16 protein-coding genes are annotated in these 15,971 nt (G+C 72.0%); 7 read left to right on the top strand and 9 right to left on the bottom strand.

The annotated features are described in order from the left end of the window. Positions 1 to 31: 31 nt before the first annotated feature. Positions 32 to 505, bottom strand: a complete 474-nt coding sequence (locus ACTWO6_RS21195; RefSeq protein ID WP_446215563.1) for a hypothetical protein — start codon at positions 503 to 505, stop codon at positions 32 to 34. Positions 506 to 603: 98 nt separating this feature from the next. Beyond that, a complete protein-coding gene (locus ACTWO6_RS21190; protein ID WP_446215562.1) occupies positions 604 to 1,560 on the bottom strand; it encodes a hypothetical protein in 957 nt (318 codons plus the stop codon). A 97-nt stretch (positions 1,561 to 1,657) separates the two neighbouring features. On the opposite strand from ACTWO6_RS21190, the gene ACTWO6_RS21185 reads away from it, so the two are divergent. The 3 genes from ACTWO6_RS21185 to ACTWO6_RS21175 all read left to right on the top strand — a co-directional run bounded on the left by ACTWO6_RS21185 (position 1,658) and on the right by ACTWO6_RS21175 (position 3,666). Beyond that, positions 1,658 to 2,341, top strand: coding sequence for a VOC family protein (locus tag ACTWO6_RS21185; RefSeq protein WP_446215561.1), 684 nt, complete (start codon positions 1,658 to 1,660; stop codon positions 2,339 to 2,341). A gap of 298 nt (positions 2,342 to 2,639) precedes the next feature. Then, positions 2,640 to 3,413, top strand: coding sequence for a VOC family protein (locus ACTWO6_RS21180; protein ID WP_446215560.1), 774 nt, complete (start codon positions 2,640 to 2,642; stop codon positions 3,411 to 3,413). A gap of 127 nt (positions 3,414 to 3,540) precedes the next feature. Further along, positions 3,541 to 3,666 carry a hypothetical protein gene (locus tag ACTWO6_RS21175; RefSeq protein ID WP_446215559.1) on the top strand — a complete coding sequence of 42 codons (126 nt, stop codon included), beginning with the start codon at positions 3,541 to 3,543 and terminating at the stop codon, positions 3,664 to 3,666. A gap of 45 nt (positions 3,667 to 3,711) precedes the next feature. Here the strand turns inward: ACTWO6_RS21175 and ACTWO6_RS21170 are convergent, their stop codons facing one another. Continuing rightward, entirely contained in the window at positions 3,712 to 4,002 is a 291-nt protein-coding gene (locus tag ACTWO6_RS21170; protein ID WP_446215558.1) for a hypothetical protein, read from the bottom strand. Then, the gene (locus ACTWO6_RS21165) at positions 3,999 to 4,199 is read right to left on the bottom strand and encodes a hypothetical protein (protein WP_446215557.1); all 201 of its coding nucleotides are present in this window, start codon (positions 4,197 to 4,199) and stop codon (positions 3,999 to 4,001) included. Before ACTWO6_RS21165 ends, ACTWO6_RS21170 begins: the two co-directional genes overlap by 4 nt. Before the next feature lie 23 nt (positions 4,200 to 4,222). Here ACTWO6_RS21165 and ACTWO6_RS21160 point away from each other — a divergent pair, with 23 nt between their 5' ends. Then, positions 4,223 to 4,381: a hypothetical protein gene (locus ACTWO6_RS21160; RefSeq protein ID WP_446215556.1), complete on the top strand. Its 159-nt coding sequence runs from the start codon at positions 4,223 to 4,225 to the stop codon at positions 4,379 to 4,381. Between the two features lie 50 nt (positions 4,382 to 4,431). Further along, positions 4,432 to 4,620, top strand: coding sequence for a hypothetical protein (locus ACTWO6_RS21155; RefSeq protein ID WP_446215555.1), 189 nt, complete (start codon positions 4,432 to 4,434; stop codon positions 4,618 to 4,620). Between the two features lie 41 nt (positions 4,621 to 4,661). Here ACTWO6_RS21155 and ACTWO6_RS21150 read toward each other — a convergent pair whose 3' ends face one another. The 3 genes from ACTWO6_RS21150 to ACTWO6_RS21140 all read right to left on the bottom strand — a co-directional run bounded on the left by ACTWO6_RS21150 (position 4,662) and on the right by ACTWO6_RS21140 (position 8,704). Beyond that, on the bottom strand, positions 4,662 to 5,792 hold the full coding sequence (locus ACTWO6_RS21150; RefSeq protein WP_446215554.1) for a hypothetical protein: 1,131 nt from the start codon (positions 5,790 to 5,792) through the stop codon (positions 4,662 to 4,664). A gap of 46 nt (positions 5,793 to 5,838) precedes the next feature. After that, entirely contained in the window at positions 5,839 to 6,744 is a 906-nt protein-coding gene (locus ACTWO6_RS21145) for a hypothetical protein (protein ID WP_446215553.1), read from the bottom strand. Positions 6,745 to 6,982: 238 nt separating this feature from the next. Next, a complete protein-coding gene (locus ACTWO6_RS21140) occupies positions 6,983 to 8,704 on the bottom strand; it encodes a hypothetical protein (protein ID WP_446215552.1) in 1,722 nt (573 codons plus the stop codon). Positions 8,705 to 9,142: 438 nt separating this feature from the next. Between ACTWO6_RS21140 and ACTWO6_RS21135 the strand changes: the two genes are divergently transcribed. Further along, the gene (locus ACTWO6_RS21135) at positions 9,143 to 9,904 is read left to right on the top strand and encodes a hypothetical protein (protein WP_446215551.1); all 762 of its coding nucleotides are present in this window, start codon (positions 9,143 to 9,145) and stop codon (positions 9,902 to 9,904) included. Positions 9,905 to 9,975: 71 nt separating this feature from the next. Beyond that, positions 9,976 to 14,403 carry a BREX system serine/threonine kinase PglW gene (gene pglW, locus ACTWO6_RS21130; protein ID WP_446215550.1) on the top strand — a complete coding sequence of 1,476 codons (4,428 nt, stop codon included), beginning with the start codon at positions 9,976 to 9,978 and terminating at the stop codon, positions 14,401 to 14,403. Position 14,404: 1 nt separating this feature from the next. Here pglW and ACTWO6_RS21125 read toward each other — a convergent pair whose 3' ends face one another. Beyond that, complete coding sequence (locus tag ACTWO6_RS21125) at positions 14,405 to 15,289, bottom strand: hypothetical protein (protein ID WP_446215549.1); 885 nt, start codon at positions 15,287 to 15,289, stop codon at positions 14,405 to 14,407. Positions 15,290 to 15,426: 137 nt separating this feature from the next. Further along, positions 15,427 to 15,954, bottom strand: a complete 528-nt coding sequence (locus ACTWO6_RS21120; RefSeq protein WP_446215548.1) for a hypothetical protein — start codon at positions 15,952 to 15,954, stop codon at positions 15,427 to 15,429. Positions 15,955 to 15,971: the final 17 nt, after the last annotated feature.

Below are 15,971 nucleotides of genomic sequence, written 5' to 3'. Positions count from 1 at the left end.
GCTCGAACCGCCGGGCCGGGCCGCCCCGCGGCTACCGGCTGAGCGCGGCGCGGACGCGCGGGTCCGCCAGGGCGCGCGCCATCGCGGCCAGCATTCCGCTGGCGCAGAGGCCGGGCGCGCCGACCAGGAACTCCTCGCGCTCCATCCACTCGACCCGCTCGACGCCCGGCCGGTCCAGCAGCGCCTGGTCCAGAGTGCGCGCCGCGTCGTCGTCGTAGCACATCCGGGCCTCGTCGCCGAGCCACAGCCCCCAGTGGAACGGGCCGATGAGGTCCGGGCCGCTGTCCGTCTCGTCGTAGATCTCCAGCCACCGGTCGCGCGACTGCGCGGGCGTGACGCCGAGCGCAGACGCCTCGACGAGGTCCCGGACCGTCAGCGGCTCCAGGCCGCGCTCGGTGACCGGCAACGCCAGGCCGGCCAGCTCGTCGTCGTGCTCCGGACACGCGCAGTCGGGCCGCTGCGGCGGCGTCCAGTCTTCGCTTCCATGCCGGTCGATGAAGGCCATGGCGGGATCGTACGGGCGCCGCGTGGTCCCGTGGGGTCGCCGGGACGCCCGGCGGCCGAAGGCCCGGCGAACATCGAACGACGCCCCGCCCGGCCGGGTCAGGCGCCGGGTTGGTGCCGCCAGGGTCGGCCCTCGTCATCGGTACGCAGAAAGCTGCCGTCGCCGAGGGGTTCCAGGTCGTACGAATCCCGGGTCGGCGCGTCGAGTACGCCCCGGATCTCGCCCGTGCGGACGTCGACGAGGTGGTGCCGGTGCCACTCCTCCTCGGTCTCCTCGTCCTCGCCGACAACCGTGACGACGGCAATGTCCGGGTCGAGGTAGCCACCAGCCCACTCCACCATCGCGTCGCCCCACTCGTGGCCGAAGGCCGCCAACGGGATCCGGACCACCTCCGCGCCGTCCGGCCAGGTGTGGAAGGTGACGTCCTCCTGCTCGTGGTGCACGGTCATCACGTGCCGGCCGTCCGGTGCGAGGCTGACCACGACCCGGTCCTCCCACGGGTAGTCGGTCAGCTCGATGCCGGCCCCGGTGAGCCGGCCGCGGAACACCCGCGAGCCGTCCTGCCCCTCGCCGACGTCGAGCAGCATGTGCACACCGTCCGGCTCGGGGAAGTGCTCCGCGCCGTGGCCGACGCTCTGCAACTCGACGTCTGCCCGGACGTCGCCCGTCACCGTGTCGACCACCAGCCACCGGTCGAGCCCGTTGCCGCGCATGGCCATCCCGTCCGGCCGGTAGATCCACACGAGCCGCTCATCGAGCGAGAACTCGCACGAGGCCCGGGCGTTGACGAGTCCCTGTTCCGGGCGCGGTCCGAACTCCAGCCGCCAGACCTCCCTGCCGTCCCGGTCCACGCACCGCACGGCGTCCGTCGTCGTGTACACCGCCCGGCCCAGGTCGCGGGTCACCGTCAGGCCCTCGATCCGGCCGTCTTCGCCACTGAGGTCGAAGACCGCGTCCGGGCTGAGCGGGCCGGTCGTGGCCGGCGGGCGGGAGAGGTCGTACACGAACAGCCGCCCGCCGACGAGGCGGGTGTGCACCGGGAGGATCACCGTCATGGCCGGTGAGGGTAGCCGACCGGGGTGACATGAAGATCTTCCGGAAACCCGATCTCCAACACCTGAGTCGGAGGTCCGTCGTGGGTAGAGTGGCGCGGTGCATAACGGAGTGCAGGCTCAGGTGCCGGTGCTGTACGTCGCGGACGCCGACGCGGCGCGGCGGTTCTACGAGGTCTTCGGCTACTCCGAGCAGCGCTCCGGCGGCGAGGGCGAGTCCCACTGGTCGTACCTGCAGTGCGGCGAGTTGACCCTGCTGCTGGCGGCGGTGAAGCCGCGCCTGGTCACCGTCGAGCTGCCCCTGCTGATCTATTTCTACGTCGACGACCTGACGGCGACGCTCCAGCGGCTGACCGCCGCCGGGTACGCCGTCGAGCGGGTCGGCTACCCCGAGCACGCCCCGGGCGGGGAGTGCCGGACCGCCGACCCGGACGGCAACGTGGTGGTCTTCGGGCAGCGCCGGGCCGTACCCGGGCAGGCCCGGGTCGAGCAGCCCGGCGAGGCGCGCTTCTCGCTGATCCGCCAGGCCGCCGAGGCGGTCCACCGCCGGGGTGGCGCCCCGGCCCGCTGCCAGATCGGCGGCCCGCGCGGCGAGCCGTGCCCCGAGCCGGCCGAGGTGAAGCTCGCGGACTCGTGGGGCGACACCGTGTGGGGCTGCATGACGCACGCCGACGAGGCGCTGCTCAACGCCCGCGGCGCCTTCCTGGCCACCGAGGACGGGACGGGCCTCGGGCCGTTCCTCCAGGCGCGCCAGCCGCAGTCGGAGCGCGCCGCGCAGGGCTGACGCCCCGATCACCAGCGGGCTGCGGAGCTCGGTGAAGGTGTCTCGAGACCCCAGTTGAATGCGACAACGAGTGGATCGCCCTGCCGGACGCCTGGGTCGTCAACGTCCACCGCAGCGCGGTGGCGGCTTCCTGATGGTCGTCGGGATCGTCAACGGCGATCTTGTGGGGTTGACGTCTCGGATTAGTCAGCCGAGCCGGGAGGCACCACCCAGGCTGTTGGCTGACCGCGGCCAAGCGAACGCCACCGCGGCGCGCGACCGGCCCGGAAGTATCCGCCCGGTATGTCAGGATGGCGGCATGACGACACCAGAGTTCCCCAAGGGCACTCCGACCTGGGTTGACATCGGCACGACCGACATTCCGGGTGCCGTCGCCTTCTACACCCGGCTCTTCGGCTGGACACACCTGGATTTCGGACCCGACGCGGGCGGCTACGGAGCGTTCCTCAAGGACGGCCGGCAGACGGCCGGGATCGGCCCGGCGGCGGATCCGAAGCGCGGCACGTCCTGGGCGACCTATCTCGCTACGGACGACGCGACGGCGACCGCTGCCGCCGCGGAGGGCGCCGGCGCAAAGGTGATCATGGCACCGATGCAGGTGATGGACCAGGGCACCATGGCGGTCCTGCTCGACCCGACTGGCGCGTACGTCTCGATCTGGCAGCCCGGCAAGCACCGCGGTGCCGAGGTGACCGGCGAGCACGGCAGCCTCACCTGGGCCGAGCTCATGACGAGCGACATCGCGGCGAGCAAGGCGTTCTACACCTCCGTCTTCGGGGTCACGACGCGGGACGTGGCAATGGGCGGCAACGAGACCTACACGCTCATCGAGGCCGGTGGGCAGCCCGTGGCGGGAGCCATGCAGATCAGGCCCGACTGGGGACCGATGCCCTCGCAGTGGAGCGTCTACTTCGCCGTCGACGACTGCGACGCCACCGCGGACCTGGCCATCTCGCTAGGCGCGACGGAGAAGCTGCGGCAGGACTCGCCCGCCGGGCGATTCGCCACACTCACCGACCCGCAGGGTGGCGTCTTCTCGATCATCAAGAACGACCCGAACTTCTCCATGTGACGCCGTGGCCGGCCCACCGCTCCAGGTGGGCCGCCGCCACAGTGCCCCTTGAGCAGGTGCGAATCGCCGGCGTCGACACGCTCGTTGCCCCGTTCACTTCATCCGTCCGCCATGAGTTGACCGACCGTTGGGGGAGACTGACCAGCGCGCCGTAGTCCCCGGTGGCTGCTGGTGCAGCCTCTACGGGGACCCGTCCGGTCCCGACGCCAGCAACCTGAGCTGGGACTTCTTCCTCGCCCACCCCAAGCGCTGAGCATGCGCGGCGCGGCCGGGTCCCGTGCCCGGCCGCGCCCGTGGGTCAGGCGCCGGGCCGGTGGCGCCAGAGCCGGCCCTCGTCGTCGGTACGCAGAAAGCTGCCGTCGCCGAGCGGCTCCAGGTCGTACGAGTCCCGCGTTGGCGCGTCGAGGACGCCCCGGACCTCGCCGGTGCGGACGTCGACCATATGGTGCCGGTGCCACTCCTCCTCGGTCTCCTCGTCCTCACCGACGATCGTGACGACGGCCGTGTCCAGGTCGAGGTAGCCTCCGGCCCACTCCACCATCGCTTCAGGCCACTCCTGGCCGAAGGCCGCCACCGGGATCCGGATCACCTTCTCGCCGTCCGGCCAGGTGTAAAAGCGACGTCTTCCTGCTCCTGCTGCACGGTCATCAGCTGCCGGCCGTCCGGGGACAGTCCGACCACGACCCGGTCCTCCCACGGGTAGTCGGTCAGCTCGATGCCCTTCTCGGTGAGGTGGCCCCGGAACACCCGCGAGCCGTCCTGACCCTCGCCGACGTCGAGCAGCATGTGCCTGCCGTCGGGGGTTCCGCTTGGGCCAGGACGGCGGCCTGACAATCTATTCGCTTGGTATCGAGACGGTGGCCCGCGCCTGGGAGGCGAACCCGGACGGGCCGCCCGGGTCGTCGCTGATCACGCCTGCGAAGCCGGTGCGCGTACGCCTGATTGAAGCGCCCATCGAGCTGCGGTAGGACCACGACCATCGAAGATCCACTGGGCTGTGGCGCTCGACGGAACGGCCGTGGAAAACTCCCCGGCCGGCGTACCCGTCGGGGTGGTCGCCGGGCAGGTCACCGGGCCCGTCCCCGGATCGGTGTCGGCGGCGCTGTCCCTGGTGGAGTTGGCCGGCTCGGTGGACGCGGCCCTGGGCGACCCGGCGAGACGGCTCACCGAGGCCGACGCCGTGCTGGCCGACCGGCTCCCGACGTAGCACCTCGGCCGGGCGTTCCGTCGCTCGTCGCCCGCGGTCGCTCAGCGCCCGTTGGAGAGGACCGCCTTCCCGTCGACGACCCGAACGGTTCCACTGATGTCGAAGCTGACGGTCTCCTGCCAGGAGGCGCCGGCGCCCGAGGCGCGGATCACGGTCGCGGCGGCGACACCCTGGGCGGGACTCGTCACCGACACCCCGCCGTCCGCGACGACGGTGAAGCTCAGCTCCGGATACCGGACGATGGTCCAGGACACGAGCTTCACCGGCACGCTGCTGCTCGCGACGAACGGGCAGCCCGAGGGGGCCAGCTCGATGCGGCGCGCGCAGCCGTCCACATGGACCCGAACCTGCTGCTCGACGTCCTGGCGCACGTTCTCGCGGACCTCGACCGGCGAGAGCGAAGCGCTCGCACCGTTGGCGAACGCGATCACCGGCTCCGCCCGGTAGAGCGGATGCTCCGGAAGGGCGACCCGGTAGGCGCCCGGGAAGGCAACCAGGCTCCGCGTGGTGGTCATCGGCAGAGCGGCGCCCGCGACGACCAGCCGGCCGATCACCACGGACTCCAACCGGAGTTCGAGCAGCCCGTCCGTGATCCGCCACGACTGCAGCCCGCGCAGGCCCCGCTCGTTCACCAGCGGCAGGGTGATGGTGATCGGCGGGCCGCCGAAGTCGTAGCTGGCCTCCACCGTCGCGCTGGTGCCGGTCCAGTTCGTGCGCTCGATGGTCACGTTGCGCGGCGGGGTGTAGCCCGAGTTGTGCAGCGTGCCGTCCGTCAGCAGCGAGAGGTCCGCCCGCTCGTCGACCCCGGCGATGGGCCCTCGCTGCCCGATCGCGGAGCCCTCGGCGAGCAACCCCCGTGCCCTGGTCGCGTCCCGGTCGGCCAGCGCGTCGAAGTACGCGCGTACCGCCGCCTCCGGCCCGATGAACCGTGGCACCAGCCGCACCGTCGCCGTACAGAGCAGCACGAGCCCCACGACCGCGGTGATCAGCACGGCGGGCCAGATCCGGCGGGTGCCCGCCGGTGTCCTGAGCCGACGGGCGACGGGGACCGGGGCCGGTGGCGACCTGTGCGGGACCGAACCGGGCCGGGCCGGGCCGCACCGCGGGCAGGACGCCACGACGAGCGCGGAGCCGCAGAAGACGCAGTACCGGTGCGGCTGTTGCTGCTTCACCCGAACTCCTCGTTTTGACCTGCTGCGCTGCCACGACGGGTCGCGGTCAATGGCTGGGCACGAACACGGCCTTTCCGTCGACGAGGCGACCGAACCCGTACACCGAGAACGTCGTGCGGTAGGCGAAGTCCGGCGTGACCGAGGAGCTGGTCCGCCCGGTCACCTCCGCCTCCCCCGCTTCGCCGACGACCCATGCCTCCGCACCGCTGGACGTCAACTGCAGCTTCAATGTGGGGTAGTGAGTGATCGTCCAGCTGAGACTTGTGACAGGCCAGTCGCTACGGCCGCCGAACGGGCACCGGGGCGGCAGGAGTTCGCGGCTCTCGGCGCAGGTGTCCAGATATGCCCGCACCTGCGGCTCGATGGCCTCACGAGCGGAAGGTCGCAGGCGCACCAGAAGGCGGTCGGTCTCGGCGGCCCCCGCCCAGACGGTGATGGACGGCGCCTCGCGGATCGCGTTCCCCACCGGCACGATCCGGTACGCGCCCGGAAACACCACGTCGAGCCGCTCCTGGGTCGCCGGTACCGCGGCTCCGGAGACCAGGAACGTGTCCCACCCGGCGTCGTTCCGCGGCAACGCCATCGACAGGAGTCCGTTCTGGATCTTCCAGTCGGTGCGGTCGTCCTCGCGGGTCAGGGTGAGCTCGAACTGACGCCTCGCCTGGTTGAAGCGGTAGTCGACCTGCACCGTGCTGGTGTCCATGGCCGAGAACAACACCTCCGCTTCCACCTCGCCGGGTGGGGTGTATCCGGGGTCGCTCAGGATGCGGTCGGTCAGCATCGGCGGGGCGGCCGGCTTGCGCGAGGCCGGGTCGAGGAACGCCAGGGCCTTGTCGGCGTCCCGCTCGGCGAGCGCCTCGAAGTAGGCGCGGGCGACGTCGTCGGGGCCGTCCGGCAACCACCGTGGGCTCAACAACGGGACCGTGGCCACGACGAGGAGGACGACGGCCACGCCGATCAGGACCAGCGACCAGGGCCGGCGGAGCCGGGACAGTCGGCCGGCCGGACCATCGGCGGGCTGGTGTCCCGGCTGTCCGGCCCCGCACCGGAAGCAGAATCTCGGGCTGCCCGGCACCGGCGCGCCGCAGTACGGGCAGTACCGAGCGGGCTGTGCATCTGTCATCGGGACACCTTGCTGATTGGGGTGGCCAAAACGGTTGCCGCTCGTGCGGGTGCCGGATGCTTGCGCCTCAGCGCGGAACGAACAGGACTTTGTCGCCCGCGGCACGCCCATCCCCGTGGAGGAGGAACGACGTGTTCCCCGGAAGGACCTCGCCACGTGCGGTCGTCGCTGTCGCTTCGCCGACCCCGCCGACGACCTGTGCGTCCCCGGTGGACCCGAGCGTGATCTCAAGCGGCGGGTACCGGGTGATCCGCCAGGTGACGCGTGTCACGGGAGCAGAGCTGTAGGCCGAGAAGGGGCACCCCTTCGGCATCAGTTCCGTGCTCGCGGCACACCTGTCGAGGTACGCCCGGACCTGTGTCTCGATCGACTCGCGCGCGCTGTCCCGCATGCGTGTGCGGAGAACGCCCCCCTCCTGGGCGCCCGCGTGCACGGTGACGGGAGCCGTCACCTCCCGGATCGGATGGTCTGGCAGTGAGACGAGATAGGAACCGTGGAACACCGCTTCCAGGAGACCGGCCGGCGCTCGCGTGCCCGCGATGACGAGCGCCTCGAACCCGTATTCACCGGAGGGCGGCGGCAGCTGGGGCAGATAGTTGATGCTCCACGGCCGCCGCTCGCCGCCGCCCCCGTCGCGGATCAGCATGAACCCCGTCTTCTGCCGCTTGCCGTCGAGTTCGTACTCCCCAGCCATCTCGGCGACGTCATCGTGTACGTCCATCAGCGTGATCCGGAGGTGCCGGGGCGGGTGATATCCGGGATCGCGCAGGGCTGCTCCGCTGGTCAGCATCGCCGGCGCCCGGTTCGCGACATTCATGGCGAGCAGCGATCGGGCCCGGTCGGCATCACGGTCCGCGAGCGCCTCGAAGTAGGCCACAACGGTGTCGCGGGGCGACATGGGGGACGTCTGCCGATGGAATGTGACCGCCGCGACCAAGGCGACGCCAGCCGCGAGGGCCGCGATGATGCGCCACCGGCGCCGCCGGCCGGGCCGATCGCGGAAGAGCCGGCCCGCTCCGGCGGTTTCCGCGCCGAACGGGGGCTCCTGCTGAGACAGGCCGCACTCGCCGCAGTGGGCCGCGTCCGCCGGGACGAGTTCCCGGCAGCGCGCGCACCGGGGGCCGTACTGGGGCGGACGTCCCGGCGGCCGTGCTGGTTGCGGCGGGCCGACCGGGACGGGCGGGGCGACCGGCGGAGCCGTCCACCCGGGTGGGGCGACGGGGGTGCCCACGGCCGGCATCCGCACCGTGGCAGGGCCGCCGTCGGCCGGCACAGCAGCCGGCGCGAACCCGACGACGGACGCGGGTGCGGCGGGTGAGGGCGGGGGCGCGGCAGGTGTGGGCAGGTGTGGGACGGGGACGGGGACGGGCGCATTCTGCGGGAACGGCATGGCCGCCCGCTGCTCCCGTCGCTCGACGGCTCGCCGGACGAGCTTCACGGTGATGCCGATCAGGAGCCCGCCGAGGGCACCCAGCAGGCCACCCAGAAGGGCGCCGTTCGTCCGCGGCGACGAACTCTCCGCGTCGGCCTCCGTCGGGCCGTACGCTGCCACGCGCTTGACGGGAGTCACGGTGCTGTCGCTCACCCGGACCGCCGGGCCGGCCACCGGCCCGGCATCCACCGCCGTCGCGGCAGCACCGGCCCGGTGCGAGATGACGCCCGCGGTCGCGACGGCGCGATCGGCCGGCCCGGCGTGTGCGGGGGCCGCCCCGAGGCTGGTCAGCAGCACCAACTGGCCGAGCAGCCCGAGGCGAGCCAGCCACGGGCGCGCCGAGCGGTAGGAGAGCACGGATCCCCAACTCCTTGAGCGACAGGCGTCGCAGCCTATGGGAATCCGGCCGACGACGCTGACCCGGCTGGGGAACAGTACGACGGTCTCGTGACGCGTCGGGGGCGGCGGCATGCTCGCCGCCGCCGCCGCGCTGTCCGTCCGTCAGGCCGGCGAGCCCGTCACCGTGAGGAGACGGGTACGGCCGATGTTGTCGAACGAGCCGAAGCCGACCCGGCCCGAGCCGAAGGTGGTGTCCTTCGCGGTCATCAGCGGGTCCTGTGCCCGTCGACGTAGACGGCGATCTCGCCGGTGGCGGGCAGGTGCACCACCCGCACCTTGGGCCGGTCGGCGTCGGTGATCGCCGGGTTGGCGCCGCGGGGGCGGCCGGGGTCTCTGCTATATGATCATGCGCCGCTCGTCAGAATCGGCGCAGCGAAGCGCTCGGAGGGGGACCGAATGGCTTCGGTGGACAGGTTGTCACTCGCGGACCGCTTCGAAGACGCCTGGCGTGCTCTCGAGTCGCATCTTCGGCAGCAATGGCGTCAACATGCCGAGCACTCCGGCAAGGCACCTGACGCCGCCGGACTGACGGCCTGGGCGAGGGGGCAGAGCATCCTGACGAGTGATCAGGAGACTTTCCTGGACCGTTGTCGCGGTGTCCGTAACGCCTACGCTCACGTGTCGTTCGACGATTACTCGGGACCGGTCGCCTTTCCGCCGCGGCAAGTCGTCGAGAGGCTTGAGAAGATCCTGGGCGGCTTGCGTGATCCGAAGGCGATCGAGGATGTCGCCAGAAGAGCGGTGACATGCCTTCCGAGCACGCCCATGCAGGAGGCGCTGCGAATGATGCACCGTGGCGACTTCTCCCAGCTGCCGTATCGGCATGAGAGCGGAGAGTGGATGCTCGTCACTCGGGAGCAGGTCGGCCGCTGGGTGGAGGCGTACGCGGACAACGACGGACTGGCTCTGCTGGATCTCGCCGTACCGGTGTCGACACTGGCGGACGACCCCAAGGTCGGGCCGGTGGTGCCCCGTCGGCTGGCGCCATCAGCCTCGCTGGCCACCGCGTTGGCGGAGATCGAAGACGCCCTCCACCGTCCCGACGAGGCTGACGGTGGCTACCCGCTGGTGCTGGTGGTCGGACCAGGCGGGAAGCCCTCGGTACGCGTGCTTGCCGTCGATGACCTGCCGCGCGCCTACCGGGAACTGGGACGCTGAGCTTGCGCCCCTGAGGCCCGTGGTCCTGCCGGGCAGCCGGGCCCTGGCCGCTTGGGCCTAGGATCTTCCGCATGCAAGAGGGCCGGTGGACGACGATCACGCCGTCGCAGTTCGCGCACGAGCGGGAGGCGCTGGCGCACGTCCAGGCGCTGCTGCCGGACACCGAACCCTACCGGGCCTGGTCGAACTTCACCTTCACCGCGCAGACCGGTCACCCCTACGAGGTCGACCTGCTGGTCGCCGGCCCAGGCGGGCTCTACCTCATCGAGGTCAAGAGCCTGAACGGACGGCTGGTTTCCAGCGGCTCCAACTGGATCCTGAACGGGCCGAGCGGCACCCGCACCTTCGACAATCCGCTCCACCTAGCGGACATGAAGGCGAAGAAGCTCAAGTCGCTGCTCCAGGTCGCCGCCGCCCGCCGCAAGGGCAAGCCGGTCAAGATCCCCTTCGTGCAGGCGGCGGTTTTCCTGTCCAAGCCGGGGCTGCAGGTCGAGCTCTCCGACCACCACCTGCACGGCATCTACGGCCCTGATCCGGCGCCCGGCCACCAGCCGGGCCAGCTGCCGACCATCGGTTCGTTTCTGCAGCGCCCGCCGCAGGACGAGCGGCAGCGGGTCACCAAGGAGATGTCCGCGGCGCTGCCGGACCTGCTGAAAGAGATCGGTATCGCGCGCAGCCGCCGGCACTACCAGGTCGGCGCGTGGGAGCTGGAGACCCGACCGTTCGACGTCGGCCCCACCTGGCAGGACCACCAGGCCCGGCACCGCGACCTGGAGCGGGAGCGCCGCCGGGTCCGCATCTACCTGGTCGAGCGCAACGCGGTGCAGGCCGAGCGGGCCAGCATCGAACGCGCGGCGAAGCGCGAGATGCAGGTGCTGCACGGCATCAACCACCCCGGCATCGTCCAGGTCGACTCGATGGAGTCGCACGAGGCCGGGCCGGCGCTGATCTTCCGGTACGACCCCCGCTCGATCCGCCTCGACCACTACATGGCCCAGTACGGCGACCGCCTCGACGCGCTGAGCCGGCTCGCGATGATCCGCCAACTCGCCGAGACGGTGGCGTACGCGCACCGCCGGCGGTTGCACCACCGCGCCCTGTCGGCGCGCAGCGTGCTGGTCAGCCCGGGACGCCGACGGCGGGGTGGCAGCGAGGACGAGGCGTGGCTGACCCCCCAGCTGCAGCTCAGCGACTGGCAGGCGGCGACCCGCGGGGTCGACGGGAGCGGCGGGGGCAGCAGCGGCGACCCGGTCACCCTCTCCACGCACGCGGCCTCGCACATCGAGCGGTCCGCCGAGGCGTACCTCGCACCGGAGCTGACCGCGCCGAAGCCGGACGCGGTCGCGATGGACGTCTTCGGCCTCGGCGCGTTGAGCTACCTGATTCTGACCGGCCAGCCGCCGGCCGCGAAGCGTGCCGAGCTGCTCACCCGGCTGGCCCGGGACAACGGGCTGCGCGCCTCCGCCATCGCCGACGGGATCACCGAGTTCGCCGACGAGCTGATCCAGGCGGCCACCGCCCCGGTGCCGACCCAGCGCCTGACCACCGTGGCCGAGTTCGTCGAGATGCTCCAGGTGGTCGAGGAGGAGCTGACCGCCCCGCCGCCGGCGTCGGTGCACCCGGAGGAGCCGGAGCCCGAGCAGGTCGACCCCCTCGAGGCGCGCGGCGGCGACCGGGTCGGCGAGTGGAAGATCGTCCGCAGCCTCGGCACCGGCTCGACCTGCCGGGCGTTCCTCGGCTTCAACGAGCGCACCCGTCGGGAGGAGGTGCTCAAGGTTGGGCTCTCCGACGAGAAGGGCGCCCGGCTCGCGCACGAGGCGAGGGTGCTCGGCCCGCTCACCGACTCGCGGGTGATCCGGCTGGCCCGGCCGGAGCCGCTGCAGATCGGTACCCGCACGGTCGTCGTGCTGGAGCACGCCGGTGACCGCACCCTGGCCCGCAAGCTGCGCGACGACGGCCGGCTCACCGTCGACGAGCTGGAAACCTACAGCGACTACCTGTTCGGCGCCCTGGACTACCTGGAGGGGGAGGGCGTCTACCACCGGGACATCAAGCCGGACAACATCGCCATCCGGGTACGCCCCAACCGCACCAAGCAGCTGGTGCTCTTCGATTTCTCCCTGGCCGGCGTCTCGGTCAAGGAGATCACCGCCGGCACGCCCCGCTACCTCGACCCGTTCCTCGGCACCGCCAACCGGCCCGGCTACGACAAGCACGCCGAGTGGTACGCCCTCGGGGTCACCCTGCACGAGATGGCCTCCGGCGAGCTGCCCGTCTGGGGCGACGGCGGCACCGAGCCGCAGTTGACCGAGGGCCCGCCGGTGCTGGCCGTCGAGGCGTTCGACCCGGCGATCCGCGACGGGCTGGTGGACTTCCTCCAGCGCGCCCTGCACCGCGACCACCGCCAGCGGTTCGCCTCGCTCAAGGACATGCGCGACGCCTGGCAGCAGGTGTTCCGCCGCTCCGACGCGAGCGCCCCGGTCGGCACCGACCACCCCGAGATCGAGGCCGACGAGCCGGACGAGAAGGCCGCCGAGGCCGCCCGCGACGAGGCCGCCACCAAGGCGACCCGCGCGACGGCCCTGGAGGCCGCCGGGCTCACCCCGCGCGCGGTCTCCGCCGCCCACCGCCTCGACGCCACCACCGTCGGCGAGCTGCTCACCGTCGCCAACAAGCTCGCCCACCTGCCCGGCCTGGGCGCCAAGACCCGCCAGGAACTGCAGCGCCGGGTGAAGGAGTGGCGTGGCCGGCTGGGGGAGCGGGAGACCATTCCCACCACGCCCGCCGCCCGCAAGGCGGCGACGGAGGAGGTGGCCTCCGAGGCCGTCGCCGGGGACGGCGACGCCGATCTGGTACGCGTCGGACTGGACGCGATCGCCACCCTGCTCGTCCCGGCCAGCCGCAACCCCAACGACGTCGAGGCCACCCGGCTGGCGCTGCACCTGCCCGACGCCACCGGCGCTCTGCCGGACCTGCCGCTGTGGCCGCAGCACCCGCAGGTGGCCAAGCCGCTGGGCCTCACTCCCGCCAGGATCGCGCAGATCCTCGGCAAGCAGCGCAAACGCTGGCACGACCTCCCGGTGGTCGGCAGCGTGCGTACACAGATCATCGAGCTGTTGCGCGACGGCGGCCGGGTGATGGGCGTCGCCGAGCTGGCCGCGGCGCTGCTCGGCAGCCGCGGCTCGGTACGTACCGGGGATGGGCTGCGTCTCGCGGTGGCGGTCGCCGCGGTGCGGGCAGCCGTGGAGGTCGACGCGCTCGCCGACGAGCCGCGCCTGCTGCTGCGCCGGCATGCCCGCGCCGACATCAACGGCAAGCCGCACCCGCGCGGTGACCGGCTGCTGGTGGCTCTCGAAGCCGGCGAGGACGACGCGCCGGACACCCCGGCCGCGCCGGCGCTGCTCGACTACGCCGACGCGCTCGGCAAGGCCGCCGACAAGCTCGCCGCCAGTGAGGTGCTGCCCAGCCCGGCGACGGTGCTGCGTACCCTCGCGGCGGTGACCGCGCCCGGCGGTGCGGCCGACGCGATCGACGAGCGGCGACGGGTGCTGCTCGCCGCGGTGGCCTCGGAGCGGGCGGCCGCGACCGCGCGGCTGGAGCTCTACCCGCGCGACCTGGATCCGGTACGGGCGCTGCGACTGGCCCAGGCCGGTGTGGTGCCGCCGGCGACCTCGCCGGAGGCGGATCGCGGGCTGACGCCGGAGCAGGTGACCCAACGGGTGCGGACGCGCTTCCCGGAGCTGGACCCGCTGCCGCCGCACCCGAAACTGGACCGGCTGCTCGCCGAGGCCGGCTTCGAGCTGCGCTGGGACCGCGACAAGTACGTCCCGCCGCCGCCCCGCAACGCCTCGTCCTCCATGTCGATCATGCAGCGGCGCCCGTCGCTGACCGTGGCGCCGAGCCGGTGGACGGCCGAGTCGCCGGAGCTGGCGGCGGCGATGCGGGCCGAGGAGCGGCTGACCGGCGCGAGGTCCGCCGGCGGGTTCCGGGCGCTGACGGTACGACTGTCGCGGTACGGCGTGGCGCGGGAGGAGTTGGCCCGGCGCTTCGACGCTCGGCCGGTCAATGTGGCGGCCCGCTTCCTGGACCATTTGCACGCCCTGGTCGACGAGCACCCCAAGCCGACCTGGGAAACGGTGGTCGGCGCGGACATCGCGCCGCCGGGCTCCCGGGGGGCGATCAAGCTGGGGGAGTACGTCGAGCGGGCGTGGCAGTTGGCCGCGCCGGAGCTGCGCGCCGAACTGTCGGCCGAGGCGGGGCCGGTGCTGCTGCACGACGCGGCGGTGCTGGCGCGGTACCGGGCGATGGACCGGCTCTACGAGCTGGCCGACGCGGCGCGCGGCGGGGCCGGTGACGTGTGGCTGCTCTGCCCGATGGAGGACCCGGCGCTGCTGCCCAAGCTGGACGGTGCGGTGGTGCGGGTGGGCGACAACGAGTGGATCGCCCTACCCGATGCGTGGGTCGTCAACGCCCACCGCAGCGCCCTCGTCACCCCATGAACTAAGCCTGGATCGGAATGCCGTGGTCGCGGTCGTCGGTGAGGATCTCGAACAGGGCACGGTTCTCGGCGAGCAACGTCTCCTGGGCGCCCGTGGCGCGGTCGGTCACCTCCACCTCGCAACGCGCGATCTTGGTGTTGAGGCAGTGCTTCACGCCGCCCGGTGGATTCGGGTACGCCAGACCGACGAACGCCTCCGGTGGTGCCTCGATCCGTCCGCGCACCCGGGTTGACGGGGACTGCGAGGCGAAGTCCCAGGCGAAGTACCGGAAGCGGCCGGTGGCCCGGATCCCTTGCCACACCGAGACCAGGGAATGCTCCTGGCCTCGGTGGCGCAACACCAGCAGGGTGACCATCGGCGGGTTCACCGGGCCGATTCGGTTGCTCGCGGTGGCGACCTCCAGGAAGCTGTCCGGCGCGTCGTCGAAGCCGGCGACCTGCCCGAAGGCGTAGCGGTCGGTGTGCCGGCTGCCCCAGTTGTGATTCTGGCTGCCCACCCAGCCGTCGACGCTGACCCGGCGCTCGCCTACGACCAGTTCGCCGTCGTAGCGGGCCAGCGGACTGCCCACCAGGCTCTTCGCCTTCGGAAAGCCGCCCCGATACAGCCGTGGCGGCAAGAGGTAGAGCGGAGGCCGGTCGCTGGCAAACGTCAACTGCCAACGCACGTCGTCCACCGCGCCTGTCAACGCCCCAGGCCCCAACGTGGCGTCCCCGATCCGCACCGAGAACGCGCGCTGATGGAAGTCGCATTCGGCAATCGGGCGTTCCTGTTTCGCCACGACGTGCTGCCCGGTCTCACCGTCGAACAGCACGAACCACAACTCGCCGATCGCGTCGGCCGGGCGACCTGTCGGACTGAAGATGGTGTAGCGGATCCAGAACGCCAACGGTCGGGTGGGATGGTTGGCCCGCTGGTAGAAGCTCTCGTAGTGGCCGGCGAGCTGGCCCGGCTCGTACTGTGCCCAGTTGACCTGCTGCGCCACCAAAGGGTCCGGCCGCATCAGTCGCTTCCTTTCGGTGGCCGTTAGGCGAAGAGCGACAGCAATGCCGTCTGCTCCGGTGCCAGGGGCAGCGGCGCACTCGGACCGGCGACCGGGAAGATCTGGGCGGCTTCGAGGTCACCCCTGCGGATGCTCGTCGCGACGCCGATCTTGACGCCTCGGCCGGTCAGGGTTTCGAGCAGGAGGCGGGTGTCGAAGAGGTACGCCGCGGATATCCGCCACTGGTGGTGCCGCACGGCCCCGAGCGGTCGCGGTGGGCCACTGAAGACCAGGTAGAGGTCGCACAGATGCGGGCTGATGTCGATGCCGGTGAACGCGTCGCCGTAGGTCTTGACGTTGACCGTTTGGCCGGCGAACGGCCCGGACCTGAACGTGCCGTCGTGGCCGGCCTGGGTCGCGATGCCGGCGAGATCGATGTCGAACACCTGCGCGGCGATGAACTCACCGATGTCGCCCTGCCGGGCCGACCGCCCGGTCAGCGTCGCGATCCTGGCGTCAAGGTCATCGCGGGCGCGTAACAACGCCGCGAGCTGGTGCAGTTCACCGGTCACGCCGCTGATTCTTCGCG

This window comes from Micromonospora sp. IBHARD004 (assembly GCF_052814115.1).
Note: the sequence above shows the minus strand (reverse complement) of the source record. Positions and strands in the feature narration are given on the sequence as shown.